26 protein-coding genes are annotated in these 26486 nt (G+C 68.4%); 18 read left to right on the top strand and 8 right to left on the bottom strand.

The genetic code is table 11. The features are described from left to right. Positions 1 to 28: 28 nt before the first annotated feature. From ACWDOP_RS11795 to ACWDOP_RS11785, 3 genes are all read right to left on the bottom strand, one after another. Positions 29 to 1018, bottom strand: a complete 990-nt coding sequence (locus ACWDOP_RS11795) for an ABC transporter permease (protein WP_456345035.1) — start codon at positions 1016 to 1018, stop codon at positions 29 to 31. Then, positions 1015 to 2697 (bottom strand): ABC transporter substrate-binding protein, encoded by a 1683-nt coding sequence (locus ACWDOP_RS11790; RefSeq protein ID WP_456345034.1) that lies wholly within the window; start codon positions 2695 to 2697, stop codon positions 1015 to 1017. The genes ACWDOP_RS11795 and ACWDOP_RS11790 overlap by 4 nt, the downstream gene beginning before the upstream one ends. A gap of 169 nt (positions 2698 to 2866) precedes the next feature. Continuing rightward, positions 2867 to 3361, bottom strand: coding sequence for a cupin domain-containing protein (locus ACWDOP_RS11785; protein ID WP_456345033.1), 495 nt, complete (start codon positions 3359 to 3361; stop codon positions 2867 to 2869). A gap of 145 nt (positions 3362 to 3506) precedes the next feature. On the opposite strand from ACWDOP_RS11785, the gene ACWDOP_RS11780 reads away from it, so the two are divergent. The 11 genes from ACWDOP_RS11780 to ACWDOP_RS11730 all read left to right on the top strand — a co-directional run bounded on the left by ACWDOP_RS11780 (position 3507) and on the right by ACWDOP_RS11730 (position 14029). Further along, positions 3507 to 4850, top strand: a complete 1344-nt coding sequence (locus ACWDOP_RS11780) for an FAD-binding oxidoreductase (protein WP_456345032.1) — start codon at positions 3507 to 3509, stop codon at positions 4848 to 4850. A 238-nt stretch (positions 4851 to 5088) separates the two neighbouring features. Next, positions 5089 to 5748: an LLM class flavin-dependent oxidoreductase gene (locus ACWDOP_RS11775; protein WP_456345031.1), complete on the top strand. Its 660-nt coding sequence runs from the start codon at positions 5089 to 5091 to the stop codon at positions 5746 to 5748. Then, the gene (locus ACWDOP_RS11770) at positions 5745 to 6098 is read left to right on the top strand and encodes an acyl-CoA dehydrogenase family protein (RefSeq protein ID WP_456345030.1); all 354 of its coding nucleotides are present in this window, start codon (positions 5745 to 5747) and stop codon (positions 6096 to 6098) included. The genes ACWDOP_RS11775 and ACWDOP_RS11770 overlap by 4 nt, the downstream gene beginning before the upstream one ends. A 73-nt stretch (positions 6099 to 6171) precedes the next feature. Continuing rightward, the gene (locus ACWDOP_RS11765; RefSeq protein ID WP_456345029.1) at positions 6172 to 7863 is read left to right on the top strand and encodes an ABC transporter substrate-binding protein; all 1692 of its coding nucleotides are present in this window, start codon (positions 6172 to 6174) and stop codon (positions 7861 to 7863) included. Continuing rightward, positions 7860 to 8816: an ABC transporter permease gene (locus tag ACWDOP_RS11760; RefSeq protein ID WP_456345028.1), complete on the top strand. Its 957-nt coding sequence runs from the start codon at positions 7860 to 7862 to the stop codon at positions 8814 to 8816. The genes ACWDOP_RS11765 and ACWDOP_RS11760 overlap by 4 nt, the downstream gene beginning before the upstream one ends. Before the next feature lies 1 nt (position 8817). Further along, positions 8818 to 9714, top strand: coding sequence for an ABC transporter permease (locus ACWDOP_RS11755; RefSeq protein ID WP_456345027.1), 897 nt, complete (start codon positions 8818 to 8820; stop codon positions 9712 to 9714). After that, positions 9711 to 11390: a dipeptide ABC transporter ATP-binding protein gene (locus tag ACWDOP_RS11750; protein ID WP_456345026.1), complete on the top strand. Its 1680-nt coding sequence runs from the start codon at positions 9711 to 9713 to the stop codon at positions 11388 to 11390. The genes ACWDOP_RS11755 and ACWDOP_RS11750 overlap by 4 nt, the downstream gene beginning before the upstream one ends. Continuing rightward, positions 11387 to 12124, top strand: coding sequence for a DUF1684 domain-containing protein (locus tag ACWDOP_RS11745; protein WP_456345025.1), 738 nt, complete (start codon positions 11387 to 11389; stop codon positions 12122 to 12124). The genes ACWDOP_RS11750 and ACWDOP_RS11745 overlap by 4 nt, the downstream gene beginning before the upstream one ends. Then, positions 12121 to 13164: a ketopantoate reductase family protein gene (locus ACWDOP_RS11740; protein ID WP_456345024.1), complete on the top strand. Its 1044-nt coding sequence runs from the start codon at positions 12121 to 12123 to the stop codon at positions 13162 to 13164. The genes ACWDOP_RS11745 and ACWDOP_RS11740 overlap by 4 nt, the downstream gene beginning before the upstream one ends. 1 nt (position 13165) lies before the next feature. Further along, entirely contained in the window at positions 13166 to 13528 is a 363-nt protein-coding gene (locus ACWDOP_RS11735; RefSeq protein WP_456345023.1) for a hypothetical protein, read from the top strand. A gap of 42 nt (positions 13529 to 13570) precedes the next feature. Next, positions 13571 to 14029: a hypothetical protein gene (locus ACWDOP_RS11730; RefSeq protein ID WP_456345022.1), complete on the top strand. Its 459-nt coding sequence runs from the start codon at positions 13571 to 13573 to the stop codon at positions 14027 to 14029. A gap of 366 nt (positions 14030 to 14395) precedes the next feature. On the opposite strand, the gene ACWDOP_RS11725 is transcribed toward ACWDOP_RS11730, so the two are convergent. After that, on the bottom strand, positions 14396 to 15184 hold the full coding sequence (locus ACWDOP_RS11725; RefSeq protein ID WP_456345021.1) for an SDR family NAD(P)-dependent oxidoreductase: 789 nt from the start codon (positions 15182 to 15184) through the stop codon (positions 14396 to 14398). Positions 15185 to 15367: 183 nt separating this feature from the next. Here ACWDOP_RS11725 and ACWDOP_RS11720 point away from each other — a divergent pair, with 183 nt between their 5' ends. The 3 genes from ACWDOP_RS11720 to ACWDOP_RS11710 all read left to right on the top strand — a co-directional run bounded on the left by ACWDOP_RS11720 (position 15368) and on the right by ACWDOP_RS11710 (position 17149). Beyond that, entirely contained in the window at positions 15368 to 15922 is a 555-nt protein-coding gene (locus ACWDOP_RS11720; RefSeq protein WP_456345020.1) for a dihydrofolate reductase family protein, read from the top strand. Between the two features lie 123 nt (positions 15923 to 16045). Then, a complete protein-coding gene (locus ACWDOP_RS11715; RefSeq protein WP_456345019.1) occupies positions 16046 to 16498 on the top strand; it encodes a putative glycolipid-binding domain-containing protein in 453 nt (150 codons plus the stop codon). A 213-nt stretch (positions 16499 to 16711) separates the two neighbouring features. Beyond that, complete coding sequence (locus tag ACWDOP_RS11710; protein WP_456345018.1) at positions 16712 to 17149, top strand: hypothetical protein; 438 nt, start codon at positions 16712 to 16714, stop codon at positions 17147 to 17149. A 204-nt stretch (positions 17150 to 17353) separates the two neighbouring features. Here the strand turns inward: ACWDOP_RS11710 and ACWDOP_RS11705 are convergent, their stop codons facing one another. Both ACWDOP_RS11705 and ACWDOP_RS11700 read right to left on the bottom strand, forming a co-directional pair. Beyond that, positions 17354 to 19057, bottom strand: coding sequence for a protein kinase domain-containing protein (locus tag ACWDOP_RS11705; protein WP_456345017.1), 1704 nt, complete (start codon positions 19055 to 19057; stop codon positions 17354 to 17356). A gap of 112 nt (positions 19058 to 19169) precedes the next feature. Next, positions 19170 to 19976 (bottom strand): acyl-[acyl-carrier-protein] thioesterase, encoded by an 807-nt coding sequence (locus tag ACWDOP_RS11700; protein WP_456345016.1) that lies wholly within the window; start codon positions 19974 to 19976, stop codon positions 19170 to 19172. Positions 19977 to 20170: 194 nt separating this feature from the next. Between ACWDOP_RS11700 and ACWDOP_RS11695 the strand changes: the two genes are divergently transcribed. Beyond that, positions 20171 to 20524 carry an MmcQ/YjbR family DNA-binding protein gene (locus ACWDOP_RS11695; protein ID WP_456345015.1) on the top strand — a complete coding sequence of 118 codons (354 nt, stop codon included), beginning with the start codon at positions 20171 to 20173 and terminating at the stop codon, positions 20522 to 20524. 69 nt (positions 20525 to 20593) lie between these two features. On the opposite strand, the gene ACWDOP_RS11690 is transcribed toward ACWDOP_RS11695, so the two are convergent. Beyond that, the gene (locus tag ACWDOP_RS11690; RefSeq protein WP_456345014.1) at positions 20594 to 21511 is read right to left on the bottom strand and encodes a toprim domain-containing protein; all 918 of its coding nucleotides are present in this window, start codon (positions 21509 to 21511) and stop codon (positions 20594 to 20596) included. A gap of 104 nt (positions 21512 to 21615) precedes the next feature. Beyond that, positions 21616 to 22476 (bottom strand): LLM class F420-dependent oxidoreductase, encoded by an 861-nt coding sequence (locus ACWDOP_RS11685; protein ID WP_456345013.1) that lies wholly within the window; start codon positions 22474 to 22476, stop codon positions 21616 to 21618. A gap of 146 nt (positions 22477 to 22622) precedes the next feature. Between ACWDOP_RS11685 and ACWDOP_RS11680 the strand changes: the two genes are divergently transcribed. The 3 genes from ACWDOP_RS11680 to pgi all read left to right on the top strand — a co-directional run bounded on the left by ACWDOP_RS11680 (position 22623) and on the right by pgi (position 26077). Beyond that, positions 22623 to 23501: a helix-turn-helix domain-containing protein gene (locus ACWDOP_RS11680; RefSeq protein WP_456345012.1), complete on the top strand. Its 879-nt coding sequence runs from the start codon at positions 22623 to 22625 to the stop codon at positions 23499 to 23501. A 102-nt stretch (positions 23502 to 23603) separates the two neighbouring features. Then, positions 23604 to 24476: a TIGR03619 family F420-dependent LLM class oxidoreductase gene (locus ACWDOP_RS11675; RefSeq protein WP_454206557.1), complete on the top strand. Its 873-nt coding sequence runs from the start codon at positions 23604 to 23606 to the stop codon at positions 24474 to 24476. A gap of 8 nt (positions 24477 to 24484) precedes the next feature. Beyond that, positions 24485 to 26077 carry a glucose-6-phosphate isomerase gene (gene pgi / locus ACWDOP_RS11670; RefSeq protein ID WP_456345011.1) on the top strand — a complete coding sequence of 531 codons (1593 nt, stop codon included), beginning with the start codon at positions 24485 to 24487 and terminating at the stop codon, positions 26075 to 26077. The last annotated feature ends 409 nt before the right edge of the window (positions 26078 to 26486 follow it).

The raw sequence follows: 26486 nt of genomic DNA, 5'->3' as shown, positions 1-26486 counted from the left end.
CGAGCCGCTGCTATCGAGATCGGTGCGGTCATCGCGCCACCTCCCGAATGCGGGGATCCACCAGTCGGTACAGCTGGTCCAGCGCTATCGAGATCAGCGCGAACGCCGCCGCGGTGAGCACCACCGTGCCGGTCACCACCGGGTAGTCGCGGCCGCGGACCGCGCTCACCAGCAATTGGCCCAGGCCCCGGCGCGCGAAGACGGTTTCCACCACGACCACACCGCCGAGCAGGTTGCCCAGCATCCAGCCCGAGAGGGTCAGCACCGGGGCGGACGCGTGCCGCAGCGCGTGCCGGATCCGCACCCGGAACTCGCTCGCTCCCCGTGCTCGCACGGTGACCGCGAACGGCTGCTCCAGCGCGTGCTCCAGCCCGTCCCGGGTGACCTGTGACAGCACCCCGGCCACGGCCACGGCGAGGGTGAGCCACGGCAGTACCAGTCCGCGCAGGCCGGTCTCCCCGACCACCGGGAACACCTGCCAATGGAACGAGAACAGCGCCAGCAGGACGAAACCCACCCAGTAGGTGGGCATGGACAGCGCGGTGAACTCGACCGCGCGCGCCGCCGCCCGCGAACGGGGTCGCTGTGCGGTGAGGACCGCGACGGCGATCGATATCGCCAGGCCGAGAACCAGCCCGCCGACGGCGAGTTCGACCGTGGGCCACAGCTGTTCGGCGATGAGCGTGCGCACCGGTCGATGCTGCTGGTAGGAGGTGCCGAGATCGCCGTGCGCCAGGCGGCCGAGGAATCGGGCGTACTGCACATGGATCGGCGAGTCCAGTCCGTACTCGGCCCGGATCTGCGCCAGCACCTGCGGCGAGCTGGTCGCCGCCACGCCGCCCGCGATGGCGCGCGCCGGGTCTCCTGGAATAGCTTGCAGCCCAGCGAAAGTCAGCGTGGCCGCGGCCCAGATCACGAACACCGCGAGCACGAGGCGGCCGAGCAGCCACCGCAGCGGCTCGGGTAGCCGCCGCAGGAGCGCGGGCGGCCACCTCGGGGTCGCGGGCAACCGGTTCACGCCGCGAGCCAGGCGTCGTAGAACCGCGGATAGGTCTGCGCGTCGAAGGTCAGATCGCGCACCGACTTCGCGTATCCGGTCAGGCTCACCGGGGTGTAGACCGGAATGATGTACGCCTGCTTCAGCACCTCGTGCTGAACCGAGGAGTAGTTACCGGCGGCCTGCTTCGGATCGGTGGTGGCCGCGGCGCCGGTCACCCAGGAGTCGAGCTGCGGTGAATTGACCAGCGCCACATTGCCACCTGCCTTGGCGTAGGTGTTGGCGGAGAAGAACGCGAAGCGCAGCACATCCGGGGTGGGCCGGGCGAAGCTGACATCCACCAGGTCGTAGCCGCCGCCGATCAGATACTTCTCGACATAGGTACCGGTGTCGACGGTGGGCCGCTGGATGTCGATACCCACCGCGCGGGCCTGGGCCCGGATTCCATCGGCGACCACATCGCGCTGTTCACGGGTGCCGTCGGGCCAGTAGGGCCACACCAGGGACAGCCGTGCGCCGTCCTTGACTCGGAAGCCCTCGGAATCGGTGGTGTTCCACCCGGCCTGATCGAGCAGTCGCTTGGCATTGTCGGGGTCGTAGCGGGTGAGGTCGTCGCGGGCGGAGGCATCGTATCCGGCGGTCACTTTGCTGATCGCGTTGTCCGCCACCGGAAAGTGCCCGAAGTAGATGCTCTTCACCAGCTCGGCCACATCCACCGACGCCGTGAGCGCGCGGCGCACCACCGGATCCGCCAGCGGTCCGCGCGACTGGTTGAGGTACACGTTGTAGTTCAGACCCGGCGTCTCGTCCGAATGCAGCGTGAAGTCCTCGCGCTTGCCCAGATCGTCCGCCGAGACCGGCGGCACACCCCCGATGGCCTGCACCTGACCGCTGGTCAGCGCGCCGTACCGGGTGGCGTCCTCGTTGATGAACTGGAACACCAGTTTGCCCAGGTGCGCCGGGCCGGAATGCGTGCTGCCCGGGGCCGGCCAGCGGTAGGCGTCGAATCGGGTCAGCGTCTCGGCCTTGCCCTGCTCCCAGCTCTCGAAGGCGAAGGGCCCGGTGCCCACCGGGCGGTAGGCCGGATCGGCGAGCGCCTTGGGACTCTGGATACCCAGACTCGGGGTGGAGAGCGCCTGCAGGAACGGCGTGAAGGGCTGCTTCAGCACGACTTCCGCCGTGAGCGGATCGATGACCCGGGTCTCCTGATAGGCGCTGATCAACGACGCCGCGTACGCGGACTTGGTCTTCGGATCGACGATGTGATCCAGGCTGGCCCGCACCGCGTCCGCGGTGAACGGCGTGCCGTCGTGGAACGTCACCCCCTCGCGCAGCGCGAACCGGTAGGTCCGCCCGTCGGGCGAGATCGTCCACGAATCCGCCAGCCATGCACCGAAGGAATCCGGACCGGTCTGGGCCACCAGCGAATCGAAGATATTGCGATTGACCAGGCTGGTGACCGCGGTCGCCGCGACCGCCGGATCGAGTGAGACCTGCGTTCCCGCCACCGCGTACACCAGTGTGCCGTCCTTGGTGATCTGCCCGGCGTCCTCGGCGTCACTGCCGGACAGTCCGGCCACCACGGCCGCCGTGACGGCCACTACGGCCGCGACTCCCACGGCGATCCAGGTGTTGCGCCGCCGGCGCGAACGGATTCGGGGGCGTGCGGCCGGACGATCGGCCTCTTCATGAGTAGACATTTCACCCGTTCGTAGAAGTGTGATTTCGGCCGGAACCGACACCCCGCCGACCGATGAAAACTCAACCCGCCGAACGTATTCGGGTCAATCATTTGCGATCACGTGAATTCAATTCCTGCGATCGAATTCGGTTATCGACAGTGATCGGAACTTTCGATCGGACCGCGGCTCACGGGTGCGGATGAATCGGGTCCACCCAGTGCACGGTTTCGGGCGCTTCGACCGGCTCGATATCGAGATTCACCACCACCGCTTCGCTGTCGCTGCGGACCAGGACGCACTCCAGCGGTTCGTCGGTGCTGGCGTTGATCTCCTGATGTGGGACGTACGGCGGGACGAAGATGAAGTCGCCCGGTTCGGCCTCGGCGACGAACTCGAGCCGATCTCCCCAGCGCATGCGTGCGCGCCCGCGCACGACGTAGATGACGCTCTCCAGCGAACCGTGGTGATGCGCACCGGTTTTCGCGTCCGGGTGGATCGTGACGGTGCCTGCCCAGATGCGCTGGGCACCCACGCGCGCGGCATTGATCGCCGCGGCGCGGTCCATGCCCGGCGTCTGCGCGGTGTTGGGATCGAGCTCCCCGGATTTGACGACCCGGACCCCGTGTTCACGCCACTCGGATGCTTCGGGGTCCGAATTGTGTTGCTGCCCCGGTGTTGTCATGTTCTGCCTTCGCTCTCGGACGGGATGGTGATCGGCGATGGTACGCCCGCCCGCGCACGATGCGCAGACGTTGGGATTGCCCTGATTCCAAGGCTTCACCGTGCCCGCGGGGTCGGGTTTGCTCGCCTGCGGAGAGGAGTACGTGATGACCCTCGATCTACCGTTGTTTTCCGGAACCGTGCTGAGCGGGCAGCAGATCCCCGACACCTATCGCGTGGACAGATCCGGCTACGAGCCGCCGGGATCACCGGAGTTGGTGGTGGTCGCCGCGGAGGTCGACGATGTGCGCCGCGCGGTGACCTTCGCGGCCGAGCGGGGGCTGTCGGTGGTGGTCCGGGGCGGCGGCAGCGGGTTGGCCGGAGGCGCGAGCGCGGGGGCGGGCACGCTGGTCCTCGACGTCAGCGGACTGCGCCGAATTCTCGAGATATCGCCGGTCGATGAACTGGCGGTGGTGCAGGCGGGGGTGAGTGCGGCCACGCTCGACGCCGAGGCCGCGAAGCACGGTCTGCGATATGCGCCCGACCCGGCGAGCGTTGCCATCTCGACCATCGGGGGCAACATCGCCACGAACGCCGGCGGACTCCGGTGTGTCAAATACGGCGTGACCCGTGAGGCGGTGCTGGGACTCGGTGTCGTACTCGCCGACGGCACTCTCGTGCACACCGGGCGTCGCACCGCCAAAGGCGTTGCGGGACTCGATCTCACGAGCCTGTTCACCGGCTCGGAAGGCACCTTGGGCGTCATTGTCGAGGCCGTGGTGCGATTGCAGCCCGCTCCGATCGATACCGTCACCATCGCCGCGTACTTCGACGATGTCGACCAGGCGGCGGCCGCCGTGACCGACGTGCTCGCCGCGCGAGTGCGGCCCGCCATGCTCGAGCTGCTCGACGCGGCGTCGCTGCGCGAGGCGCAGGACCTGCTCGGTGTGCGTGGGGAGGCGGCGGGTGCGTTCATCGTGGCGCAGACCGACGGATTCGGTGCCCGCGCGGAAGCCGATCTGATAGTTGAGGTGTTGCGCCGGTACACCTCTCGAATCCGAGTGGGTAGTGATCCCGAGGCCGCCGGTGAACTTCTCACCATCCGCCGCGCGGCCCTGCCCGCCCTGGAACGGTACGGACGCGCGCTCATCGAGGACATCGCCGTGCCGCGCTCGCGGATCGCCGAGGCGGTGCGCCGCATCACCGCGATCGCCGCCGAACACGACAGCCGGATCCATACCTTCGGTCACGCGGGAGACGGGAATCTGCACCCGATAATCGTGGTACCCGATCACGATTCCGCGGCTCGCGCCCGGGCCGAGTCGGCCGCGGCGGAAATCTTCGCCGCGGCCTTGGAATTGGGCGGCACCATCACCGGTGAGCACGGTGTCGGCGTGCTCAAACGACAGTGGCTCGAACGGGAGCAGGGGGCGGATTCGCTCCGGGTGCAGCACGCCATCCGGCGAGCGCTGGATCCGGCGGGAATCTTCAACCCGGGAAAAGCCTATTGATCAAACCCGCCGACCAGGTCGGCGGGTTTCACGACCGCCTGGCCGGTGATATCGGAATGGTCGATCCGGTACTTCGGAAACCCTTTCGATCCACCGGATTCGAATGTGCACAACGTATTTCGACTATCGGTCATGATCGGCTATCCGAATCGAAATACCTGAAGAGAACTCTGGTTTCCGCGGATGCGGTCTCCCTAGCATGACGATTTATCGAGAATTGTTCGCCGAGAGGAATCCCATGACTGCCGATGCGGAATCGAACGCGGTACCGGGCACCGCGGCGACGGAGGTGGAGTTCATCAGCCTCACCCACGCCAACGCCGACATCGTCTCGTTCTGGGGAGAACCACTGGCGGACATCGCATCCCAGATCGCGCGGGTACACGCCATCGCCGCCGCGGCCGGGCGGGCCGACCGCCCGCGTATCTGGGTGACCTTCCGTCCCATCATCGACCGCACCGACGAGCTGGCATGGGCCAAGGCATACGACTATGCCGACCGCATCGCGGATACCTTCGAACGCGGCGCGTACCGCAAGGTGAGCGGGTCCGAACCACAGAACGTCGGCTCCCAGCGGGCACTGGAATTCGCTCGCCACCAAGAGATCTACGACCGCGCGCTGTGGACCAGGACCGCCGCGGTCACCAATGCCGCGGGTGCTTCCACGGCCCTGGTCGGCAGCCCGGAGACGGTGGCAGCCGCCATCCTGGACTACATCGACCTCGGCGCGAACCTGGTCTCCATCCGCGGGTACGACACCCTCAACGATGTCATCGATTACGGGCGCTACATCCTGCCGCTGGTCCGGCAGGAACTCGAACATCGTAGGCGAACCGGTAGACGCGGCACTTTGCAGGCCGAGCATCCGGGCGCGCTGGCTCCGACGAGCCGCTCGTGACCGCGACCACCGGTCCCGTGCTGACCGTCCCCGATACATCACCGGCCGCGCTGGCCGCTCTGACGGCGGAAATCGCTCCCACGGCAGCGAAATACGATCGCAGTGGCGATATTCCCGAGGCCGGCCTGCGCGCCGTGCAACGCGGCGGGTACCTCACCGCGACGGTGTCCGCACGCTACGGCGGACCTCAGCTCGATCACAGCGAAGTGGCTCGACTGCTGATCGCCACCGGCGGTAGCGCGCTCTCCTACCACCTGGTGTGGGTGGTGACCGACGAATGCGTGCATCCCCCACAGGAGGACGCCGCCGTGCTCGGCGCCGGGCGTTCGGTGCTACGGCCGGACGCGTAATACGCCACCACGGCACCACCTGTCGACACTTCGGGCCGCGCGCCCACAACCTACTTCGAGGAACAACCCAGCCATGACTATCACCACGCGGCTCGCGCGCAGTCCGCGCAAGGTCGGAAAGCTCGGTGCCGCGGCGTTCGCCGCGACACTGACCCTGCTCGTGAGCGCCTGCGGCGGCAGCGCCGACACCACCGGTGGGCCCTCGGGAGAAGGGCAGGAACCGGTGCGAGGCGGCACCCTGAACCTGGCGTTCTTTCCGGACAATGTGGCCTTCGCCTGCATCGACCCCTTCCAGACCTACTGGATCGAACACCGTTCGCTGATCCGCAATTTCGCCGATTCGCTCACCGACCAGAACCCGGATACCGGGGAGATCGTGCCGTGGCTGGCGACCGCGTGGCAGATCAGCCCCGACGGGCTCGACTACACCTTCACCCTGCGCGACGGGGTGACCTTCGCCGATGGCACACCGCTGGACGCCGCCGCGGTGAAGACCAATTTCGACGGATTCATCGAGCTCGCCCGCACCTCGAGCGGCACCGCGTTCGGCGCGAGCTACATCGGCGGACTCGAGTCGGCGCAGGTGATCGACCCCAAGACGGTCAAATTCCACTTCGGCAAGCCGAATTCGTCCTTCCTGCAGGCGACCGCGACCACCAACCTGGCGCTGCTGTCGCCGGCCTCGTTCCAGAAGACACCGCAGCAGCGCTGCCTCGGCGATGTCGTGGGATCCGGACAGTTCACCCTGGACAACTACACCCCCAACCAGGGAGTCACCCTGAGTCGCCGCACCGGCTACCGGTGGCCGTCGCCGTTGAACAAGAACCCGGGCGAGGCCTATCTGGACAAGGTGAAGGTCAGCTACGTCGCCGAAGACGGGGTGCGGACCGGCAACCTGGTCAGCGGACAGATCGACATCGCTTGGCCGCGCAATCCGTTCACCGTCGAGGACCGGACCTTGATCGGCCGATCCGGCGCGTATCTGCGGTCGCGCCCGCTCCCGGGCGTCTCCTACACGCTGTACCCGAACGTGTCCGAAGGCCGTCCACTGGCCGACGACCAGATCCGGCGGGCGCTCTATCACGCCATCGATCTGAAGACCTTCGCCGCGACCACCTTCGGAGCGGACTACCCGGTCGTCGGCGGGCCGTTCGACAACACCACCCCGTACTACGCCAACCAGAGCGCCAAGCTCACCTATGACCCGGCGCAGGCCGGCCGCCTGCTGGACGCGGCGGGATGGAAGGTCGCGCCCGGTGATCAATTCCGCTCCAAGGACGGCAAGCGGCTCACCCTGGTCCAGCCGCTGAGCGCGGCCAGCGTCGGCGCGGAGTTGCTCCAGGATCAGCTGCGCCAGTCGGGAATCGAACTCCAGCTGAAGTCCGTGACCGCCGCCGAGCGGCCCGCGGTCATCGCCAACGGCCAGTACGACCTCGTCGAGGGATACTTCACCCGGGCGGATCCCGGTGCGCTGCAGTTCATCCTCGTCGAAGCCCTGGCGAACTCCAAGGCGCTGGCGCGCAATGCCCAGAAGCCGGCCGCGGCGGCACAGATCTCGGATCTGTTCACCCGTGCGGTGCAGTCGACCGATTCGGCGGCGCGCGAGCGGATCTACCACGAACTGCAGGGCGTGTTGATCGACAACGGCATCACCTTCCCGGTGTCCGAACGCGTGCAGTACGCCGGAATTCGCAATCAGGTCAACGGTTTCCGCTTCACCGCCGAGAGCTTCATCGACCTGCACGACGTCTGGATCCAGCCGTGATCGGCTATATCGCCGGGCGGGTGGCACAGGCGGCCGGCGTGCTCTGGGCGGCGTTCACGCTCGCCTTCGCCGTGCTCTACCTGCTTCCCAGTGATCCGGTATCGATCCAGCTCAGCGCCGCCGGAATCGAAACCGATTCCCTCACACCGGCACAGCTCGCGGCCGCCAAGGCGAAGTACGGGCTGGACCGCCCGATCCTGGATCAGTACTTCTCCGCGCTGACCGGTGCGCTGCACGGCGACTTCGGCACCTCGATCGCCAAACAGGCGCCGGTGAGTGAGCTGCTGGCCGAAAGACTCGGCGGTACCCTCACACTCAGCCTGATCGCCGGTGTACTCGCGATCGTGCTGGGTGCGGGGATCGCCTACCTGGCCGCGTTCGTGCGGATCGCACCGTTGCGCGTGCTGCTGGATCGGGCCCCGGCGCTGGGTGTCGCGGTCCCGTCGTTCCTGGTGGGGCTCGGGCTCATCCAGTACTTCTCGTTCGAGCTGGGCTGGCTGCCGTCCTCGGGCTCGGGCGGCTGGAAATACCTGGTGCTTCCGGTGATCACCATGGCGCTGCCGGGCGCGTCCCAGCTCGCACAGGTGCTCGGGCGCAGCTTCGCCGACACCCTGCGCGAGCCGTACATCGTGACCGCTCGTGCCAAGGGCCTCTCGCGCGGGGCCGTGCAGTTTCGGCACGCCCTGCGCAACGCCGCCCTGCCCGCGCTCACCATCATCGGGGTCCTGGTGGGCCTCACCGTGACCAGCGCGATCGTGGTGGAAACCGTCTTCAATCGCAACGGTATCGGCCGGCTCGCCCAGGAATCGGTGCTCGCCAAGGATGTTCCGGTGGTGCAGGCGATCGTGGTGGTCGCGGCCGCCGGGTTCGTCGTGATCAACCTGATCGTCGACCTGCTCTACCCGCTGCTGGATCCGCGCATCGCCCACCCCGCGACCACCGAGGTGCGCTGACATGGTCCAGTCGCTGATCGCCCCGGAGGTCATCGCGGTCGATGACGACCGAGAACTCCCCGCGCGGACACGCGGCGGCCGTGGCCGTGCACGGCTGCTGCGCCTCGCCCGCCGGCCCGGCTTCGTGCTGGCGAGCTCGCTGGTCACGTTCGTGATCGTCGCGGCATTCGCGCCCACCCTGTTCACCGACTACGAGCCCTACGCCACCGCGCCCGCGGAGCGATTGCGCGCGCCGAGCGGCACCCACCTGTTCGGCACCGACGATGTCGGTCGCGACCTGTGGACCCGCACGCTCTACGGCGCCGACCTCACGGTCAAGGCGGCTCTCCTGGCAATCGCCATCGGGCTCGGAGCGGGACTCCTGCTGGGCGTGCTGTCCGGGTTTCTCGGTGGCGTACTCGACGCGCTGATCATGCGCGTGGTCGATGTGCAGCTCGCGATTCCGGGCCTGCTGCTGGCGCTGTCGATCGTCACCGCCCTGGGCTTCGGGACCATTCCGGTGGCCATCGCCGTCGGTGTCGGCACCATCCCCGGTTTCGCGCGAACCACCCGTGCCGAGGTGCTCCGAGTGAAGACGCTGCCCTATGTGGAAGCCGCGCGATCCGGCGGCGGATCCTGGCCGCGAGTGCTGATCCGGCACGTGCTGCCCAACTCCTGGGGGCCGGTACTGGCGTTGGCGGTGGTGGATTTCGGGGCCGCGATCATCGCGGTGGCGGCACTGAGCTTCCTCGGCTTCGGAGCGGCGCCACCGGAGGCCGAATGGGGGTCGCTCGTGGCGGCCGGACGAAACTTCCTGGTGACCGCGCCGTGGGTATCGCTGTTGCCGGGCGCGTTGGTCGCGTTGACGGTGCTGGCGCTCAATCACATCGCGCAGACCCTGCGGGAGGTGCGGCGATGACCGTGCCGGAAACCCGTACGGCGACCGTTGCGCCGATCGCCGACATCACCGGCCTCTCGGTGGGTTATCTGACCGGCGGTAGCGTGGTGCCGGCCGTGCACGATGTCTCGCTGTCGGTGCGCCCGGGCGAAATCGTGGCGCTGGTCGGCGAATCCGGTTCCGGGAAGTCCACCACCGCGCACGCGGTGATCGGCCTGCTGTCCGACAGCGCGCGAATCATGGGCGGCTCGATTCGAGTCGGGGGCGTCGAGATCGTCGGAGCGAACGAGAAGACGGTCCGGTCCCTGCGCGGAGCGACGGTCGGACTGATTCCGCAGGACCCGATGGTCGGTCTCAATCCCACCCAGCAGATCGGAACCCAGGTCGCCGAGGCGGTACGACTGCGCGGGATACGCGGTCCCGCGGTCGATGTCGAAGTACTCGGCATATTGCGTACCGCCGGACTCGACGACCCCGAGCACCATGTGCGCCGCTATCCGCACGAGCTCTCCGGCGGGCAACGCCAGCGGGTGCTGATCGCGATCGCCCTGGCCGGGCGACCGGATCTGATCATCGCCGACGAACCCACCAGCGCGCTGGATGTGACCGTCCAGGCCCGCATCCTCGACCATCTCGAATCACTGGTGCGCGAGAGCGGTATCGCCCTGCTCATCATCACGCACGATCTCGCCGTCGCGGCGGACCGCGCCGACCGGGTGATCGTGATGCGACGGGGCCGGATCGTCGAATCCGGTACGCCCGCCGAAATTCTCGTCGCGCCCGCGGACGCCTACACCCGTCGGCTGATCGCGGCCGCGCCCGGGCTGGCGAACGCGGGTGTGCCGGTGCCGCGTTTCCGGGAGACCGGGGGAGAAGACCTGCCCGCCATTCTCGAGATCGACGCTGTGACAAAGCAATTCCGGGCCACCAGGCGCGGGCGCCGGGTAGTCGCGCTGGATGCGGTGTCGCTGCGCGTGCCCGCCGGTCGCACCCACGCCGTGGTCGGCGAATCCGGTTCCGGGAAGAGCACGCTCCTGCGTCTCGCGATGGGCCTCGAGACCCCTACCTCCGGTGCGGTGCTTTTCGACGGCACCGATCTGGCAGGTCTGTCGTGGCGGCGGCAGCGCCCGCTCCGCCGGCGCTTCCAGCTGGTTCAGCAGAATCCGTACGCCGCCCTGGATCCGCGATTCACCGTGCGCGACAGCGTTATCGAGCCGCTGGTGTCGTTCCGCATCGGCACCCGCGCCGAACGCCACGCTCGCGCCGGTGAACTCCTGGACGCGGTGGCGCTGCCGCGCACCGCGCTGGACCGGTTGCCCGACGAGCTGTCCGGCGGGCAGCGCCAGCGCGTCGCCATCGCGCGCGCACTGTCCCTGCGACCGGATCTGGTGCTACTGGACGAGCCGGTCTCCGCGCTGGACGTCTCGGTGCAGGAGCAGATCCTCGACCTGCTTCTCGACCTGCAACAGCGATTCGGCCTGGCATACCTGTTCGTGTCGCACGACCTCTCGGTGATAGCCAAGATCGCGCACACGGTATCCGTGCTCGATCGCGGCAAGGTCGTCGAAGCGGGTTCGGTCACAGACGTTTTCGGCGATCCGCGCGACATTCGTACCGAACGGCTGCTCGCCGCCATCCCCGGCCGCCGGGCGCTGTCCGGCCGGGAACCATCCACTCTCGAAAGGGCCGCACAATGACCACGGCAACCGATACCTGGGTATCCGACTGGCAGCACTGGCACGCCGAGCGCGAGACACTCGCCACCGCGGCGCACGGTCTCGCCGCCGCCGTCGGAACATATTGGCTCAGCGACCTTCCGCTGCGGATCGACGGTGTTCCGGGCGAGTGGGTCGCCGCGGACGGCCGCGCCATCGGTGACGGCGGGGGTCGTCATCTCGAACTCGCACCCGGCGACCGGATGCTCAGCGGAGAGCTGTTGCTGCAGCCCCTGATTCGCGCCGGCGAGGTCGCGCTACGGGTATTCGACCCGCAGGCGCCCACCCGCGCGGGCCTGGCGGGAATCGATACCTTCGCCCCGGATCCTTCCTGGGTGTTCGACGGTGTCGCCGAGACCTCCACCGTGCCACTGCGACTCGACCACATCGATGGCTTCGTCAGCAGCAACCCCGGTGTTCGCCTGCGCATCGGTATCGACGGCCGAGAACTGGTGCTGTCGGGCGCGGCGACCCCGAGCGGCGACATCCAGCTCACCTTCGCCGACACCACCAACGGCACCGAGACCCAGCGCTTTCGATTCCTCACCGTGTCCGCGCCCGATGGCGAGGGCCGGTTCGTCGCGGACTTCAACCGCGCCTACCTGCCGCCGTGCACGTTCTCCGACCACTACCTGTGCCCGCTGCCGCCACCGGAGAACCGCCTCGATTTCCCGGTGCGCGCCGGGGAGACCTTCCTGCGCCGGGCCGGTCGATGACCCGGTACGTCATCGTCGGCGCGGGCGCGATCGGCGTCAGTCTGGCCGTGGAACTCGGCGATCGCGGACATGAGGTGCTGCTCGTCGCACGCGGTGCGACACTCGAACACCTTGTCGCACAGCCACTGTCGTACCACACCCACTCGGGGCGCCGGGAGGTTCGCCTCCGGGCCGTCGACCTGGCCGCTGACCTGGGATTGCGGATCGGCGATATCGTCGTGCTCGCGGTGAAGACCCAGGATCTGCCAACGGTCGCCTCCGCCGTGGCCTGGCGCGATGTGACCGACGAGCACAGCTGTGTCCGAGGCAACGCCGCGGAACTGATTCCGGTGGTCACCGTGCAGAACGGCCTGGACGCCGAACGCACCGCCGCCCGCTGGTTCGACACCGTGCTGGGCGCGGTCTTCCTCATCTCGGCCCAGCACGGTCGCACCGGCGAAGTCCGCGTCGGCGGGCATCCCCACCTCGGCGGTGTCATCGCCGGAATCTCGAGCACTCGCAGAACCGAATTCGCCGCACGGGCCCTGAAAACTTTCGCCACGGACATCGCCGAAGCGAACTTCCTGATCACCCCGGTCACCGACATCCGCTCCTACAAGGCATCGAAGATCGTCCACAGCGTGCGCAACGGACTCGAGGTACTCGCCGGAGACCGCCGCACGAAAGACACGGTCGGCCTGGCCCTCAGCGCCGAAGCCCGCACGGTCCTCACCGCCGCGGGCTTTACTCCCCGAGACCTCGCCGACCTCGTTCTCGACCCCGCCCAAACCCACTTCACCGAACGATCCGGGGTAACCCCCGGCCACCAATCCACCTGGCAGAGCTTCGCCCGAGCCACCCCCACCAACGAAGTCGACTACCTCAACGGCGAAATAGCCCTCCTGTCCCGCCTCCACGCCACCCCCGCCCCGCTCAACACCCGCCTGCAACAACTGCTCTCGCACGCCACCCACACCGGCGGCGGCCTCGACCTGCCGGGCCTGGACACCCTCACCGAACTCCTCGCACAGCACGCCCGGTCGACCGTGACCCGTGGATAGGTTGATCTGCTACGCCGCCATCGACGGGCGAGCCGGTACCATCTTGCTGGGCCGGCAGACCGACGAGGACTTCCGTGGCTACTGGCCACAGCACTCCGACGAGCCGGCGGGCGCCTACCTCGACGAAGTCCGGCTGGTGACCGGCTACAGCTACGACCAGCCACGGGCAACAGGAACAGTCGAGGATGCCGATCGGTCTCGAGCCGAGCGATCGGAGCGAGCCGCGCTGTACCGGCGCTGGCTGAACGAGAACGAGAACGAACTATCGGAAGACGACGCCACGTATTCCGAACTGTGCGAGCTGGAAAGACCCGTCGCAATGTGGCACAGACCGCGCAATCAGGTCCGACCTGTCGACCAGTAGACTCACCGAGATCGTGCCAGGAGCGAAAAGAATAGAGAGCAAGTGGATCTCCCCGCCTTCTACTTTCATCGGGACCGAACCTTGTGGCTCGAGGAGGCGGCGGACGGGAGCACTGGAGGTTTCGTATTAGACCGCGGGACGGGTGAATTCGTTGCGGCTTCGCGGATGATGGTGCAGGAGGTTCATGGCCGGCCGGCATCGTCCGAGAGTTTCCCACTCGACTTCGAGAACTTCGTTCTGGGTACAGAACGCCTTCGTGAGGAGGGACCCGTCGAGGACGGCACGATCGCTGCCCTCTATCAGGTCACCAGCGGCATCCGCGTATCTGCACGCGACGACGGTCGACAGATCAACGACGAAGAAGCAGCCCTGATCGTCGGAATCCATCACCGCACCTTCATGCGCTGGGAAGAGCTCCAAAGCAAACGTCCGAAGGCCGTCTGGTACCAGTCACCCGTGGGATCGCGTGCGGGCCGCCGACGCTGGTTCCGGTGGCGCTGAACGAACCACGTGTGGACAGGTCAGCCGAAGGCACTCATTTGCCCGCGACGCGAGCCCGTCAGGTGAGATACACGGCCGTACCGGCCGTTGCGAGGCACGCCGCGGCCAGTAGTCGGAGCGTGCGGTCGCCCAGCACGGTCTTTTCGGGCTCGCAGGCCCTGTCTGGTTCGGCGGGGCCGCAGTGCTGTGTCGCGGGGCTCGTGCCGACTCGATCGACGTCGGCGCGTGGTGCTCGAACGCTTGTGGCCCGGTCCGGTGCCGGCCGAACGGTTATCGCACGCCAACCCGCAACGCGGCGGAGCAGCGCACATCCGTTGCCGCCGGGGGCGCCCAGGCGGACCGAGACGATCGCGCGCTCTTTCGCCGTTACGGCAGGATCGAATCGACGTAACCACCGTCGACGCGCAGGGCGCCTCCGGTGGTCGCCGAGGCGAACGGTGAACTGAGATAGACCACCATGTTGGCGATCTCGTCGGGCTCGATCAGCCGCTGGATCAGCGACTGGGGGCGGTGCGCGCGCATGAACTCGCGCTGCGCCCGGTCCCAGGGCAGCGCACGGTCCACCAGCTGGTAGACGAAATCCTCCACCCCTGCGGTGTGGGTCGGCCCAGCGATCACGGAGTTGACCGTGACGCCCGTTCCGGCAACGTCTTTGGCGAAACCGCGCGAGAGTGCCAGCAGCGCGGTCTTGGACACCCCGTAGTGGATCATCTCCTCGGGGATAACGATGGCCGAGTCGCTAGCGATCTGGAGAGCGCGACCCCAGCCCCTGTCGACCATGCCCGGCAGGTAGGCGCGAAGAAGGCGGGCCGCGGCCAGGACGTTCACGTCGAAATAGGTTCGCCACTGCGCGTCGGTGATCTCCCGCGCCGGGACCGCTTCGAATATGCCGAGGTTGTTGACCAGGATGTCGACGGCAGGCAGTGCGGCGAGCAGCTGATCGGCCCCCGCGTCGGTCGTGACGTCGGCGCTCACCCCGAGGATGTCCCCACCCGCCGTACGCAATTCGGCGACCGTCGCGTCGACGCGGCCGGGTGTGCGTCCGTTGATGGCGACCCGGGCCCCGGCACGGGCCAGCCCGGCGGCGATGGCCAGCCCGATGCCCTGCGTCGACCCGGTTACCAGCGCGGTCCTGCCCTCGAGATCGATGTGCACGAGTGACGCTCCTTCGCCGGAATGATCGTGTGGCGCGCGATGATCGCCGAGTCTAGGGAGTCGGCGGTAGTCGGCCGCACAACGCGACGTTCTTCGGCGAGGCGGGGCGGGTAGAGGATCCTCTTCGCGGCGTGCTCTGCCCGGCGCGTTGAGGGTGGCTGCGATCGGTGCTAGAACGGTGCGATGCGCCGGTTGCTGCTCACCGAGAACATCACCGCCGACGGGCGGATCGAGATCATTGACGAGTGGTTCGCCCCGACTCCCGAGGGTGGCATCGACGACTGGCTGTTCGCGACGGAGCGGACGGGCGCGGCCTCCGACACAATCTTGCTGGGCCGGCAGACCTACGAGGACTTCCGTGGCTACTGGCCTCAGCACACCGACGAGCCGGCGGGCGCCTACCTCGACGAAGTCCGGAAGTACGTCGTCTCGTCGACGCTGACCGACCCGCAGTGGCGCAACGCGACGATCCTGCCCGGTGACCCGGTCGAGGAGGTGCGCCGGCTCAAAGAGTCCGACGGGGGCGACATCACCCTGTGCGGCAGCCTGACTCTGGCGCACGCGGTGCTGGCGGCCGGGCTCGTCGACGAGATCCGGCTGCTCGTCTTCCCCGCCGTTCAGGGGCGTGGGAAGGGGCTGGTCGCCGAGGGCACCTCGTTCGACCGGCTCGAGGTGCTCGAGTCGCGGGCGCTGCCGTCCGGCGTGACGCTGCTCCGATACGCCGTGCACAACGGGTAGCCAGCGACCTGACCGGCCGGCTCGCAGGGCATGTCGCCGGATCGGTCCCGCGTCGGCCGAACGCATAGGCGGGCCCGGGCTGTTATCGCGAACTGCGCACCACGAGCGCGTAGTTTCATCGGCATGCGCACGTTCGTATGGCAGGGAACCGACGAGCCGCGGATGGAAATCGTCCGAATGGAAAGCCTGGATCGAGCACACGGCACCATGGTCGGGCTGGTGTACGAATTGCGTTGGGAGCTCGACGGTTCGGAGCTGATCGTCGATACCGGCGCAGGCCCGGTCCGGCACGCCCTCGACGGCGCGGACTTCTTCGATCTGCAGCATTCGGCGTACTTCAACTCGCTCCCGGTGCTGCGCGACGGCCTCCTGTCGAATGCCGCCACCGCACGGGACTACACGATGCGTTTCGTCACCGTCCCTCAATTGGGTTCCGAACTCACCGCACAACGCTACGAGCCGCGCGGAAAAAGCGTGGTCGCCTTCAGCTCCGGCGAGTACCACGCCGATATCGAGTTCGACCCGGACGGCTTCGTCGTGGACTACCGGGACTACATTCGGCGACTACATCCGTGAACGTCCCGATAGCGCAGCAGCTTCCGACGCTCGACCACCGGAGAGGACCGGCACCATGGCTGACATGGTCACGAGCATCGTGCTCGACCGGCTCGAGCCGTCGCTCGGCGGCCCGCCGGGACAGCCCCGAGACATCCCGGTGCACTTCGGACGAAACGGGCGGTCGTGATCGAACACCCCGAGCGAGCCCGTCCGGTGTGGTGAACTGGCCCGATGACCGTGCCATACACGCTGGTGATGGACCTGGTGGGCGCCTACGCCGAAAGTGACCGTGCCCGTGTCGAACGAACCGGTTCGGCGATAAGCGCCAGCGGCCACATCGAGGCCCTGCACGAGATAATCAACGCGTTCGCCACCACGCTCCTGACCGAGAACGCCGACCTCATCGCCGCGCTACCACCCGATCGCCTCCAGACCGTGATCCTCGACCGCCTGGCGGTGCTGCCGCGCGACGAACTGTACGCCGAGGCGGTCGTCGACCACGTTCGCGCGAACCGCATAGACGAGGCTTTCACCCGGGCCCTGGCCATAGGCGACGGCGTCGCCGCCATCCACCTCACGGCCGCCTGGATCGCCGCCGTCGGCGCCCTGTCGATCACCCACGGTGATTTGACCGGAAGGACAACCGGCCCTGCCGATCCGGTGGACTGAACGTCGAATCCGCACCGAATAAACGTGCACAATCGTCCTTCTCGTGGCGGTTTCCGCCAAATCCAGTGCGATAGTGCACGTTTATCAGGCCACGAACTGCAAGCGGCCCACTGCTGTACTGAGACTTCGCCCCGGACCCGCGAATCGATGACCTTCCACGGAAATTCCAGTCCGGACGACGCACTGCCCGGGGCGGGCTGATCCCTAACGCGCGTACACGCTCACGATCGAGCCGTCGAGGTTGGCCGCTATGTACCCGCCGCCGTCGTACTCGTCGCTGAGGTACACCATCAGCGTCGGCTTGTCGTCGTTGAAGGTCCAGGACGGGTTGACGATCAGGTAGCGGCTGGTCGGGTTCGGCAGGCCGAGTTTCTCGTGGGCGGTCGCCAACAGGGCGGGCAGGATGTCCCAGTCGATCGTGTTCAGGGTGATGGTCGGCTCGTCGGAGAGCTGGCCGCCCGCGCCCTGGCGGCTGACGGCGCCGTTCCGATAGGAGTACTCGTCGTAGACGGTCGGGCGGTCCTTCACCGGCGCACCGAAGTTCGCGTACTCGGGATAGAACACCGTCTCGGTGAAAACCGTTCCGCCGGTGGTCTTCTCGAAGTTCTCGATCGCCTGCCGGATGCCGGCGGGGGTGAGCAGGTCGGTCTTCGCGGCGGCCGCCGTCGTGGTCCGGGCCGCGCCGCCGGTGGGGGGAACGACCGGAATCGACACCGTGCTGCGCACGTCGGTGGTCCCGGGTAACTGGCTGGGTAGGGTCTGGTTGTCCGAATCATCGGGCAGCAGGGTCACCGCGCCGACGATGCCCAGCGCCAGTACCGCCGCGACAGCGCCACCCACCAGGATCCAGCGCCGCTGCCCGCCCGGGGCGGGTGCGTGCTGCACCGGCAGCTGCGGCGAGGTCGCGGTCATGGTCGGCGCGTACGGCAGCGACTGGTGCGGCGACGAATGATATTGCGGTCGTGCGTATCCCGCGGGCGGCGTCTGCACCAGCGGCTGGGAGGGCGAGGACTGCGGCCCCTGATATACGGGCTGGGAGCCGGGAAACGTCGTCGGGAACGCCGGGCTCGAGCCCGTGACCGCCTGGGAGAGCAGCCAATCCAGCTGATCGGCCGACGGCCGCTGATCGGGATCCGGCACCAGCAGCGCCTGCAGCGCCGTGGTGAGCGCGCCCGCCTGCCGCGGCGGGGGCACCTCGCCGCGCAGCACCGCGGCCAGCGTCGCCACCGAGGTGTCGCGGCGCATCGGGTGGTAGCCCTCGACCGCCACGTACAGCACCAGCCCCAGCGACCACAGGTCCGAGGCCGGATGCCCCTCCTGCCCGCCGAGTCGCTCGGGCGCGACGTAGTCGAGCGATCCCACCACGCTGCCGGTGGAGGTGAGCCCCTCCATGTCGTTGATGGCCGCGATGCCGAAATCGGTGAGTACCGGCGAACCGTCCTCGCGCAGAATCACATTGGCGGGTTTGATGTCGCGATGCAGGATGCCAACCGCGTGCGCGGCCTTGAGCGCGGCCAGGATCCCGCGCCCGATCTGCGCCGCCTGGTCCGGGCTCATGCGCCCGCCGTCCAGCAGCGGCCCCGGATCCAGGTGTTCGGCCAGCGTCCGGCCGCGCACCAGTTCCATGACTATCCAGGGATGCGCGACGGTGGGGGAGTCCACGATGTGGTGGATCGCGACGACGTTGGGATGCCCGATCCGGGCCAGCGCCCGCGCCTCGCGCAGCACGCGTTCGCGCTGGACCCCCGGCGTGCTCTCGCGATCGGGCTCGGCCGGGCGGACCTCCTTGAGCGCCACCTCCCGATGCAGCGCCAGATCGTAGGCGCGCCACACCGTGCCCATGCCGCCGCTACCGAGCGGTTCGAGCAATTCGAAACGCCCGTCGATCACTGTCCGCTCGGAAATCACGGCGTCAGCCTAGGGGCAGCGCTCGTTCGGCGCTAATCCTTCGTCACGGCGGGCGGTGCCGATTGCGTCACTGTCCGCACCGCGCCGGAATCAACGCGCGCCGGCCGCTCGCTCACGCTGTCCGGCGCAGTTGCGCCACGGCGCGAGTTTCCCGGTCGACGGTGAACCAGAGGGTGAGCGCGTCCGATTCACGCCGGGTATGAATGTCGACCTCTTCGCCGAATCGGATCGGCCGGTTGTATTCGAGCACGAACCGGTGCGGTCCCTCGGTGAGATCGGGGGCGGCCCCGGTGAATTCGTGCACCCCGTGCCAGTACGCGGTGTTGGTGACGTGCTCGAAGTGATCGATATCGGTGCGCCGCAGCGGGAATCGGGCGCCGTCCGCGGCCGGCGCCGGCTCGGTCAGCCACTGCTGCCAGCGCAGGCGCTGTTCGTCGGTGGTCGTGCACATGAGCTCGAAGAATTGGTCGTCCACCCGCGAGGGGCTCATCGTCTCCTTGTTCATGTGGATCCAGAAGCCCTCGGTTTCGATGAGCCCGCCGTTGTCGGCGTCGATGCGCACGCGCATGGTGCACCAGCGCGGTGAGATGCCCGAGCACCAGCGCCGGGTGCGCAGCTGCGCGGGCCAGGTGACGGGTCGCACCACGTCGATGACCGTGCGGCGCACGATCCAGTGCGGATGCGATTCCAGCGCGCCGCAGTGCACCAGGTGATCGACCCCGGCCTCCTGGATGTGGCGGGCGATGCCGTCGATGCGCAGGCCCTGGTTCTCGTCCATGTCGCAGGTGCCCAGGCGACCGGGGAAGTCGAAGATGTGACCGGTGGACGGGACGGGCGCGAGCGGGCGCAGCAGGGGATGGTCGGCGGCCACCGGTGTCAGTGGCGGCGCGGTCACGGGTCGGGCGGCGAGCTGGGTCATCGGCAAACCTCCGGGGCGTCCAGACGGGCGGAGAGCGGGGAGTGCACTGAAGTACTACGGCGGCCTTCATCAAGGGGGCGCAGGCAATGCCTCGCCGAGTGATACGCAGCGTAGTGCAGCCTCGGTTCGAGGCTCGGAGCGACGCTTCCCATTCGTCCAAGGCGCGACCCGCCCGCGGTGACTAGCCTTCGATCATGGGCGATCAACTGGACCGGCTACGCGCACTGTGCACCGCGCTCCCGGAGACGAGTGAACGGCTCAGCCACGGCGAGCCGACCTGGTTCGTGCGCAAGAAGGTGTTCGTGATGTTCGCCGATCACCATCACGACGATCGCCTCGCGTTCTGGTGTCCCGCGCCGCCCGGCGCCCAGCAGGAGTTGATCGCCGCCGAGCCCGACCGCTTCTTCCGGCCGCCGTACGTCGGGCATCGCGGCTGGCTCGGCGTGTACCTGGATGTGCTCGTCGACTGGACCGAGATCACCGAGGTGGTGCACGACGCGTACCGGATGGTGGCGCCGAAAACCGTACTGGCGCACTGGGATGGATGATTCCGCACCCGGTGCCGCCGCGCGGGGAGCCGATACCGGCCGGCGGGTGATCGCCGAATTCGGCCGCGCTCACATCGCGCGATAGTAATCGTCCAGCACCGGCACCGGCTCCAGATCCGGGATGTGGTGACCGGCGTTGCAGTGGTCGGTCAGATCCTTGCCGTCACGGGCCTGCACCACGCGGATCCGGCCGACGCTCCCCGCGATCGACCGCGCCACCCGGTCGGCGTGGCGATACCCGGGCGCGTCCCGGTCCGCGATGATCCAGACCCGCCGCGCCCCCGCGAGCCAGCGGCCGTGTTCGCGCCGCCACCCCTGCGCGCCACCGGCGTTGCAGGTGGCGGCCAGCCCGGCGTGCACGGCGGTCAGGGTGTCGGCCTCGCCCTCGCACACGACGATGTCGCGCCCGGCCCGCACGGCCGCGAGCACCTCGGGCAGCCGGTACGGCAGCGGGTCGAATCCGCCCGGCTCCCAACCGTGTTCGCCGAAACGCTCCTGCCAGAAGGTCTTCGCGCGACCGTGCCGATGCGGAATGTGCGCGCGAATGACCCGGCCCGCCGGGGTGCGGTCCGCCCGGCGGTAGAGATAGGTCGCGACCCGGTGCGGCCGCCCGACCCGGGGCCCGAGATCGCGCCGGTGCGCCTCGAGCGACAGCCCGCCCGCCAGCACAGCGCGATCGGCGAGCGACACCGCCGCGGTCCGGTCCGGGCGGCGGGGGAGCACCCCGGCGCCGGGCCGGTCGAACAGATCCCGCACGCCCAGACCGAGCCGGTCCAGCACCTCCTCGTCGGAGCAGCCGGCGAAGCAGCGGACCACGGTGCGCCCGCGCCGCCGGTTGTACACCACCCCGAGCGAGGGGTGATGGCGCCGCCCGTCGGCCTCGTGCACCGGGCACAGGTAGGTGAACCACTCCCCGCCGCGCCTGCCCGGGCCGGAAACCCGGTGCAGGGCAGCGGTAATGGTGTCCCAGGAGTGATTGACGCTCATGACGCTGTCCTCTCTCCTCCGGAGTACCCGAATTCGAGAGTCCTTGAACCACAAGCGTGCCCGGCTTCCGGAGGTGTCGGTGAACCCCGGCGGCGACCCGCTCGCTACCCCTTCGGCAGGTCGAACCCGTCGAGCTTCTTCGCCAGCCGATCGAGGTAGGTGTACGCGATGTCGTCCGAGGCGTCGGGCACCCCGTAGAGCACGTCGGTCACGCCCGCGTCGGCCCAGCGTGCGAGGCGTTCGGCGTCGGGTTTGAAGTCCAGGGCGACCACGCGCGGCGCGCCCTCTCGGCCCGCCTCCTGCCACGCCCGCAGCAGCCTGCCGGTGGAGGCGTGCACGTCGGTCTCGGTGGGGGTGGTGATCCATCCGTCGGCCGAGCGGGCGATCCACTTGAACGTGGTGTCGGTGCTGCCCGCGCCGATCAGCAGCGGCACGTGCGGCTGCACCGGTTTGGGCCAGGACCAGCTGGGCCCGAAGGACACGAAATCGCCCGCGTACGCGGCCTCCTCCTGCGTCCACAGCGCCCGCATCGCCTCGACGTACTCGCGCAGCACCGTGCGCCGCTTGTTCGCGGGCACGCCGTGATCGGCGAGTTCGTCGGTGTTCCAGCCGAATCCGGCGCCGAGGGTGACCCGTCCGCCCGAGAGATGGTCCAGGGTGGCGATCGTCTTGGCCAGGGTGATCGGATCGCTCTCGGTGGGCAGCGCCACGGCGGTGGACAGCTCGATGCGCGAGGTCACCGCGGCGGCCGTGGCCAGGGCCACCCACGGGTCCAGGGTGCGCGTGTAGCGCTCGTCGGGCAGTTCGGCGGTTCCGGTGCCGGGATGGGCGGCTTCGCGCTTGACCGGGATATGGGTGTGCTCGGGGACGAAGAACGAGGAGAAACCGCGTTCCTCCGCGGCGAGCGCCGCCGTCGCGGGGGTGATGCCGCGGTCGCTGGTGAACAGGACGATGCCGAAACGCATTATGCGCCAGCCTTTCTCACGATGTCGCGGGCGGTCTGAACCGACGGGCCCGCCAGCACGCTTGCGAATATTCGCAAGCTGATTTACGAATATCTGATTCGGTCGTACGCTAGCGAGAATTCAGCGACTCGACAAGAGGAGTGCAGGTGCCCGGATCACCGCCCACGCAGCGCGTTCTCGACGTCCTCGAGCTGCTCGCGGGCTCCTCGGCGGCGCGCACCGCCTCCGATATCTCGCACGAACTCGGTCTGAGCCGCTCGACCGCGGGCGCGGTGCTCGGCGTGCTCGAGGAACGCGATTGGGTGCGGCGCTCCCCGGAGCTGACCTACCAGCTCGGAGCGGGGGCGATGGCGTTCGCCGCCAGCGCACAGGCCCGCGGCGATCTGCCGGGTCCCGGCACGCTGGCCGCCATCGAGGCGCTCGCCGCCGAACTGGATTGCGGTGCGGCCCTGGCCATCGTCGTGCGCTCGCACATGGTGTTCGTCGCGGTGTCCACCGGCCGTGGCCGCATTCCCGCCGTGATCACCCCCGGCGCCCGCCTGCCCTACCGCGCACCGGTGGGCGCCACCATCGCCGCGTTCAACGACGAACAGAGCCAGCAGCAGTGGCTGCGCCAGGCCGCGACCCGCGCGCGCATGAACGAGTACCGCGACGTCCTCGAACAGATCCGCACGCGGGGAGTGGCGGTCTGGGGCGTGGCCGCGGAGAACGCCGGGTTCCTCGACGTCCTGGCCGAGGTCGCGGGTCATCTCGACGACCACCCCGCCACCGGCGCGCTGCGCGACCGGGTGCTGACGATGCTCAGCGATCTGGGCGGGCGGCCGTACTCGGCCGCCACCGTCGACTCCGATTTCGACCTGCCGATCAGCTATCTGACCGCCCCGGTTCTCAAGGCCGACGGCCGCGCGGGCTGGGAACTGCAGATCGGCCCGCTGCGCCCGGCGGTCTCGCGCGCCGAGCGCGAGCACTACAGCGCCAGGCTGGTCGCCACGGCCCGGCAGCTCAGTCACGGCGGCCGAACCTGAATCCGGTGGCGGGCACGTGAATTCGATCCCGTCACCAGCCACACGTACCGGGCGACGCCACAGCGGGCGCCGCCGATCTCGCGCACCCCGAAAGGACCTGCCATGCGCTACACCTACGCCGAGGCGATGACCAACCCGGACTACTACGTCCCGCTCGCGCAGGCGGCCGAAGCCGCCGGATTCCACAGCATCACCATCGCCGACAGCGTCGCCTACCCCGCGGAATCGGATTCGAAGTATCCGTACAACGAGGACGGCAACCGCGAGTTCCTCGAGGACAAGCCGTTCATCGAAGCCTTCGTGCTCTCGGCGGCCATCGCCGCGGCCACCACGACGCTGCGCCTGACCCCGTTCGTGATCAAGCTGCCGATCCGCCCGCCGGTGCTGGTGGCCAAGCAGGCGAGTTCGCTCGCGCGCCTGAGCAACAACCGCTTCGCCCTGGGCGTTGGCATCAGCCCGTGGCCGGAGGACTTCGACATCATGGGCGTCGATTTCGCGCGCCGCGGCAAGCGCATGGACGAGTGCATCGAGATCGTGCGCGGTCTGTCCACCGGTGAGTTCTTCGAGTACCACGGCGAGTTCTACGACATCCAGAAGATCAAGATGACCCCCGCGCCGACCGAACCGCTGCCCATCCTGCTGGGCGGGCACAGCGATCCGGCCCTGCGCCGCGCGGTCCGGCTCTGCGACGGCTGGATGCACGCCGGCGGCGACGCCGAGACCCTGGACAAGTACCTGGCGCGCATCAACGAATTGCGCAGCGAGCGCGACAATCCCGGCGAGTTCGAGATCCACGCGGTCTCGCTCGACGCCTACACCCCCGACGGGGTCAAGCGCCTCGAGGACAAGGGCATCACCGACGCGTTGGTCGGCTTCCGCAATCCCTACGTCGCCGAGCACGACACCGAAACCCTCGAGCACAAGATCAACATGATCAACTGGTACGGCGAGAACGTCATCGCCAAAGTCAAGTGAGCTCGGTGATGAGTGAAACCCGCACGCCCTGGGCGGAATTGGGCGATCGGCAGCGCGAGCTGGCCGGGGCGAGCCTGCGCGAGCTGTTCGCGCGCGACCCCCGGCGCGGCCCGGCCATGACCGCCGAACACGACGGCGTGGTGCTGGACTACTCGAAGAACCTCGTCGACGCCCGCACCCTGGAGTTGCTCGTCGCGCTCGCCGACGAGCGCGGACTGCGGGCCGGCATCGAGGCCGTGTGCTCCGGCGCCCGCGTCAACACCACCGAGGACCGGGCGGTGCTGCACACCGCCCTGCGCGCCCGGCCCGGCGAGTCGATCACCGTGGACGGCCGCGACGTGGTGCCGGATGTCCACGCGGTGCTGGACAGGATGAGCGCGTTCGCCGATCGGGTGCGCACCGGGCAGTGGCGGGGCGCGACGGGCGCGCCCATCCGCACGGTCGTGAACATCGGCATCGGCGGCTCGGATCTCGGTCCCGCCATGGCGTACCCGGCCCTGCGGGAATTCGGCCTCGACACCCTCGCGGTCCGGTTCGTCTCGAACATCGACGGCCACGACCTGGCCCGCACACTGCGCGAGCTCGAGCCCGAGAGCACCCTGTTCATCGTCTCGTCGAAGACCTTCACCACCGTCGAGACCCTCACCAACGCGCACACCGCCCGCGCGTGGCTGCTGGCGGCGATCGACGATCCCGGTGCGGTCGCCAAGCATTTCGTGGCCGTCTCCACCGCCGCGGGCGAGGTCGCGAAGTTCGGCATCGACCCGGAGAACATGTTCGAGTTCTGGGACTGGGTCGGCGGCCGGTACTCCCTGCCCTCGGCCATCGGCCTGTCGCTCATGGTGGCGATCGGCCCCGCGCACTTCCGCGAACTGCTCGCCGGGGCGCGGTCGATGGACGAGCACTTCCGGACCGCGCCGTTCGAGGCGAACCTGCCGGTGCTGCTCGGGTTGCTCGGGGTGTGGTACCGAAACTTCTGGCGGGCACAGACTTACGCGGTACTGCCCTACGATCAGCGGCTCGCGCGACTGCCCGCGTACCTGCAACAGCTCGACATGGAGAGCAACGGAAAGTCCACCGGCCGTGACGGTTCCCCGATCGAGGTGGACACCGCACCGGTCATCTGGGGTGAGCCCGGAACCAACGGGCAGCACGCGTTCTTCCAACTGCTGCACCAGGGAACGGTTTTCGTGCCCTGCGACTTCATCGGGGTACTCGAGCCCGCGCACGAGCTGGCCGGTCACCACGACCTGCTGATGGCCAACCTGTTCGCCCAGACCGAGGCGCTGGCCTTCGGACAGCCCGCGCCGCAGCACGATTCGGGGTCGCACCGCGAATTCCCGGGCAACCGGCCCAGCAACACCCTGCTGATACCGCGGCTCACCCCGTACACCCTGGGGCAGCTCATCGCGCTCTACGAGCACAAGGTCTTCACCCAGGGCTGGATCTGGGGCATCAACTCCTTCGATCAGTGGGGCGTGGAACTGGGAAAGACGCTGGCCGGGCGCATTCACGACGAACTGCGCTCGGAATCGGCCGGTACGCACGACAGCTCGACCGCCGCGCTGATCGAGCGCTACCGCGCGGCGCGCCGGGGATGACTCACCCGGCGCGCCGAGCGCTTATACCGCAAATCTGACGCATGAAAACTGTTGGCACACAGGAAATGTGATTATCCACAATTGAGCCGCATCTCGGGCGTGTCGGCGAATTCTGAGGCAAGAATGATCACATGGCTGCGACCGGGGGTTGGACAGACGCGTGTGATCGGCCGGACGCCGACGGGATCGGCACACCCGTTCCGGGAGTGGACAATCAGCGCTACCCGCTCGGGGAACCGGGCAGCGAACGCTGGCGCGCGGCCGTGGGGGGCGCGCGCGCCCGTCTCGCGGGCGGCGGCGGTTACGTGGGGGGCGGGGTGATACGGCCCAGATCGGAAGAGCGTCGGGGAGGGAAAGAGTGTCCAAAAGATAGTGTAGATATAGGTGGTGGGCGGATGATGGAAGAGGG

Source organism: Nocardia sp. NPDC003693 (genome assembly GCF_053981095.1).
The sequence above is the reverse complement of the archived record's forward strand: the minus strand, read 5'-3'. Positions and strand labels throughout refer to the sequence as shown.

Excerpts from the sequence above, each read along its gene's own strand:
- ACWDOP_RS11750 (WP_456345026.1), top strand. The coding sequence starts at position 9,711 with ATGACCGTGCCGGAAACCCGTACGGCGACCGTTGCGCCGATCGCCGAC.
- ACWDOP_RS11720 (WP_456345020.1), top strand. The coding sequence starts at position 15,368 with ATGCGCCGGTTGCTGCTCACCGAGAACATCACCGCCGACGGGCGGATC.
- ACWDOP_RS11690 (WP_456345014.1), bottom strand. The coding sequence starts at position 21,511 with ATGAGCGTCAATCACTCCTGGGACACCATTACCGCTGCCCTGCACCGG.
- ACWDOP_RS11745 (WP_456345025.1), top strand. The coding sequence starts at position 11,387 with ATGACCACGGCAACCGATACCTGGGTATCCGACTGGCAGCACTGGCAC.
- ACWDOP_RS11765 (WP_456345029.1), top strand. The coding sequence starts at position 6,172 with ATGACTATCACCACGCGGCTCGCGCGCAGTCCGCGCAAGGTCGGAAAG.
- ACWDOP_RS11780 (WP_456345032.1), top strand. The coding sequence starts at position 3,507 with ATGACCCTCGATCTACCGTTGTTTTCCGGAACCGTGCTGAGCGGGCAG.
- ACWDOP_RS11785 (WP_456345033.1), bottom strand. The coding sequence starts at position 3,361 with ATGACAACACCGGGGCAGCAACACAATTCGGACCCCGAAGCATCCGAG.
- ACWDOP_RS11715 (WP_456345019.1), top strand. The coding sequence starts at position 16,046 with ATGCGCACGTTCGTATGGCAGGGAACCGACGAGCCGCGGATGGAAATC.
- ACWDOP_RS11700 (WP_456345016.1), bottom strand. The coding sequence starts at position 19,976 with ATGACCCAGCTCGCCGCCCGACCCGTGACCGCGCCGCCACTGACACCG.
- ACWDOP_RS11755 (WP_456345027.1), top strand. The coding sequence starts at position 8,818 with ATGGTCCAGTCGCTGATCGCCCCGGAGGTCATCGCGGTCGATGACGAC.
- ACWDOP_RS11740 (WP_456345024.1), top strand. The coding sequence starts at position 12,121 with ATGACCCGGTACGTCATCGTCGGCGCGGGCGCGATCGGCGTCAGTCTG.
- pgi (WP_456345011.1), top strand. The coding sequence starts at position 24,485 with ATGAGTGAAACCCGCACGCCCTGGGCGGAATTGGGCGATCGGCAGCGC.
- ACWDOP_RS11685 (WP_456345013.1), bottom strand. The coding sequence starts at position 22,476 with ATGCGTTTCGGCATCGTCCTGTTCACCAGCGACCGCGGCATCACCCCC.
- ACWDOP_RS11675 (WP_454206557.1), top strand. The coding sequence starts at position 23,604 with ATGCGCTACACCTACGCCGAGGCGATGACCAACCCGGACTACTACGTC.
- ACWDOP_RS11790 (WP_456345034.1), bottom strand. The coding sequence starts at position 2,697 with ATGTCTACTCATGAAGAGGCCGATCGTCCGGCCGCACGCCCCCGAATC.
- ACWDOP_RS11710 (WP_456345018.1), top strand. The coding sequence starts at position 16,712 with ATGACCGTGCCATACACGCTGGTGATGGACCTGGTGGGCGCCTACGCC.
- ACWDOP_RS11695 (WP_456345015.1), top strand. The coding sequence starts at position 20,171 with ATGGGCGATCAACTGGACCGGCTACGCGCACTGTGCACCGCGCTCCCG.
- ACWDOP_RS11775 (WP_456345031.1), top strand. The coding sequence starts at position 5,089 with ATGACTGCCGATGCGGAATCGAACGCGGTACCGGGCACCGCGGCGACG.